Below are 3,669 nucleotides of genomic sequence, written 5' to 3' on the forward strand. Positions count from 1 at the left end.
GTTCACTATTCCTGCGGTTGCATCCGTAAACGCCTGATAATGCGCCACGCCATCACCCATGGCATTAATCATCATGCTTTGCAAAAAGATATTACTGGATGAGTCCGTTAATCCCTGATAATAATCAAAGGCTGATTTTAGATGGGTACTGAACAATGCTTCATAAGTGGTATTCTTAGGCTTTCCAAACAAATTCACTCCAAAAAACGTATAGGCCTTTTTAATCTCAACATCTAATTTTTTTCGAAGACTGTATTGTCCATCAGGTTTTGAAGCCTCCTGGCAAGTCACTAATTTGCCACTCACCGAAATCATGCGAAGTGGTGAGGCACGCGTTGTGATGAGATTCCAGATGTCCGTGGAATGGGCTAAATCACCTACACTATACTTTCTATTTAATCGAATGTCCCCTACGACGCAAACGCGGAAATACTCATTCATTTCTTCCTTAAGCACCGGATCTTTAATTCGAAATGACGTTGACGCAGAAACCAGACGCGAACCAAAAAGAGCTCCTGTCTTGGTGTATTGCAAATCATCGGGCATGGTAAGTAATGCATCGTAGGATTGAGCCAAACCATAGCCAATGGTTGTGACTAAACTGGCGCTTAACGCAAATACAACAGGTACATTATCTACAAGTTTCGGCGTTTGCGAAGAAATGTCATCAATCAGCACGGAGGTTTTAGGTAATAGCACCAAATTCACAAACAGCACATAACCTAAAAACCATCGAGCAAAAGCCATCGGATCGCGAGTTTTGAGAAAACCGATGGTGGCCATAACGATTCCAATTAATGCTGTAATTCGTAAAAGCCCAAGAAAACTATCCTGTTTCATAAAAGCACTAATGGCATTCAGCACGTGTTGGAATAATTCACCACCAGCTAAAACATGAATCGTTATCATCAGTTACTCTCCTTAACCCGCTGTGCTGTTCATTTGAGAGGCCACCTGCTTTTCAATTTGTGCCATACGCTCAATCAGGTTGAGCTTTTCTTGCAGTTTTCGACCTACCTTGGGATCAATAGAAGCTACGCGCGTGGTTGCCTCATTAATTCGTTTTTGAATTTCTTTGACCAAATCGGTATTTAATTCAGAACCTGCTGTTGCTACACTGACTTCAGTCAGTAATTCGGTTAAATAATTGGTTAACAAGTCCTGAGCTATCAACATCGAATACTCTTCAATATCTACCGCGCTACTGCCGTAGTGCATACTGTTTAATACCGACAAAAACTTCATGACAGGCAAAGATGTCATACTTAAAAAATTAAGCTCTCGATTGCCTGGCTTTTCGTCATTAATTAATTTGGTATTAATGGTGCGAATGATCTCCCGTACTTTGTAGGTCAGCGTAGACGCTTCTGGGATGGTAATATCCTGCAAACTAACCTGCATGCATTGGCTATTGCTGCCCGCATCCTTACAACGCCATATTTTTGCAGTTTTAGCACCAACTCCGGTGCCAATTAGCGCATTCACTAAATCAGCATTTCCCGCAAGCGAGGGTACGTTGGTCACTTTACCTTCTTTATCAATAATCAGTGTTCCCGTTAAACTCATCACCATTTCAGCCAACTCCCTGTCACTATTTAAAAATGATTTGGCTTGTAATAGTGACCATACAAGATTCTTATTTAAAACCACTTGTTTTTTACGGGCTGGATCTTGAGAGGCTTTATTCATGACATTATCAAAACCATTACCAGAACAGGCCATCCGTGCTTTGACATAATCACTGAATAGCCCTTCCTTACCCATAGCCGCTTGATCTTTGCAAATTTTTTGTTGACTTTCTGCGGTTTTTGGCCAAATGCCGCCAACCATGTTTTGCGAGAGCTGACAAGAATTAATGCTGGCATGATTTGCCATTTGCTCAAGTTGCTGTAAATAATCCCTAACCTGTTTAAGTTCAGGTACGGTAGATGCCAACATCACATCAACCGCATAGGCACCAGCATTGGTCATCACAGATTTTCCTAAATCAACCAATTTTTGCTCACTTAAAAAACTCATACTACCTGTAAATAAATCAATGCCTCCGCATCCAGCACGGTAACTTGGTAAATCCAATTGCACTAACTGATACTGGCGCACCTGGTTACGAGCATAAAGTGAACCACCACCAAAAAATCCTGCTGCTTGAGATTCAAAGGCAGCGGGTGAGGTCACATTTGAGGCATAACCCATTCCATTAAAAAAACCATCCAAATCTTGACTAACGTTCGCTTGAACAGTAGAGAAACAACCAATCAGACTAAGAGTGAGAACTGATTTTTTCATTCTATTTTCCCTTCGCTCTCATACATTTTGATTTTCGGAATCAGCACTTCCATGCGACCATTTAGCTCAGCTTCCGTCATTGAACCAAACCCAACGGGATACAGCGCTTTTGTGTTAGGGTTAACCACAAAAAGTGCTGGGTAATTAATGGCATTGCCTCCAAATGCAGCATTAATCCATTCCGTAGTTGCTGGTAAAAATTGGGGAAATTCCGGTAACGGTTGATTATCCAACGACAGAGGCATCAGCTCTGCTTTGTTGCGAGTCACCCAATGTTTCAAAATCGGCGCAAACTGCTTGCAATGGGGGCATTGGCTGCCATAAAACAAAATCAATCCATGAGTACTAAAAAATCTCTTTCCTTTTGTATTGAGTGGCGCCTCGCGTTGATGCGTTACTACGCCTTCTTGTTCCGCTATCAGGTTAGTTAACCATTGTGACCCTTCGGCCTTAGCACCCAAGCCAATAAAAGCTAACATCACACTCAACAATACACGGGCAAACATTATTCCTCTCCTTTAAATTGGCTGTATACTTGTTTTATACGTTCCATCAAGACATCCTGTGTAGTTAAGCCATAAGCCACAGGTGAAACACGTTGGCTTGCAGGGTTAACCAACAACAGTGCTGGAAAATAACGAACACCCAATCGATTGGCTTGCCCTTGATCCATTCGAGAATTCAGCAGTTCGGGAGATATTGCACCATCCACACTAACTGGCATCAGTTGAATACGAAATCGCTTGCAAAAATCCACAATAATAGGGATTTGTTTTAAGTCATAAGGGCTTTTCCCACGATAGAAAAACAACAGCCCATGAGATTTGGACAAACTGTTTATGACATCTCCTGTTTGGGACTCGCGCACTTCATCGGTGATTTTGGCACCCAGATTAGAGGTTGGATGAGTCACCGCATAGTCATATTCAGGATGCGCCAACATCGTTTGCTGGAACAATGACTTAAACCGTGAGGACTCTTTAAGCCAGTAGTCCTGAAGGCTTAAAAATACGCGCATATCCTCTACTTTTTTGGTATACCGTGCTTTATGAAGCGCTTCCATGGTGTAGAAACGCAAAACAGCATCGCGTTCAGTATAACTTAGGCTCTTAAAGTCAATACCGGCAGGCTTTTTCTTCTCCACGCTTTTGTCATCTTTTTCTTTTGTGTACCAAAGAAATCCCACGGGCTTATTGGCAAATACCACCCCATTAAGAAGCAAAAATACCATCAGAATAGCTCTAGTCATGAGCGCGCCCCTGTTGCTTTAAGCGTTCAATATGGGATTGATTGGCATTGTTAATAGAACCATTATTTGGCAAAGCCATGCGCGCAATCAGTTCTTGCTGGATAGGGGATAAATCCAATGCGGCAAAATTGATG

4 protein-coding genes are annotated in these 3,669 nt (G+C 42.1%); all 4 read right to left on the reverse strand.

Translation table 11 applies throughout. From position 1 onward, the window contains the following. The coding region (locus Lbru_RS16525) for a conjugal transfer protein TraG N-terminal domain-containing protein (protein WP_193786936.1) at nt 1-909 on the reverse strand (909 nt) is incomplete at its 3' end. Between the two features lie 12 nt (nt 910-921). Continuing rightward, on the reverse strand, nt 922-2,286 hold the full coding sequence (locus Lbru_RS16530; protein ID WP_058443223.1) for a conjugal transfer protein TraH: 1,365 nt from the start codon (nt 2,284-2,286) through the stop codon (nt 922-924). Further along, a complete protein-coding gene (gene trbB / locus Lbru_RS16535; RefSeq protein WP_058443224.1) occupies nt 2,283-2,792 on the reverse strand; it encodes a type-F conjugative transfer system pilin assembly thiol-disulfide isomerase TrbB in 510 nt (169 codons plus the stop codon). Before trbB ends, Lbru_RS16530 begins: the two co-directional genes overlap by 4 nt. Next, on the reverse strand, nt 2,792-3,535 hold the full coding sequence (gene traF, locus Lbru_RS16540) for a type-F conjugative transfer system pilin assembly protein TraF (RefSeq protein ID WP_058443225.1): 744 nt from the start codon (nt 3,533-3,535) through the stop codon (nt 2,792-2,794). The genes trbB and traF overlap by 1 nt, the downstream gene beginning before the upstream one ends. Nucleotides 3,536-3,669: the final 134 nt, after the last annotated feature.

It is taken from the genome of Legionella brunensis (assembly GCF_001467025.1).
Lineage (GTDB): Bacteria > Pseudomonadota > Gammaproteobacteria > Legionellales > Legionellaceae > Tatlockia > Tatlockia brunensis.

What these genes read in the sequence shown, in the direction of transcription:
- Lbru_RS16530 (WP_058443223.1), bottom strand. Translation starts at nt 2,286, where the DNA reads ATGAAAAAATCAGTTCTCACTCTTAGTCTGATTGGTTGTTTCTCTACT.
- trbB (WP_058443224.1), bottom strand. Translation starts at nt 2,792, where the DNA reads ATGTTTGCCCGTGTATTGTTGAGTGTGATGTTAGCTTTTATTGGCTTG.
- traF (WP_058443225.1), bottom strand. Translation starts at nt 3,535, where the DNA reads ATGACTAGAGCTATTCTGATGGTATTTTTGCTTCTTAATGGGGTGGTA.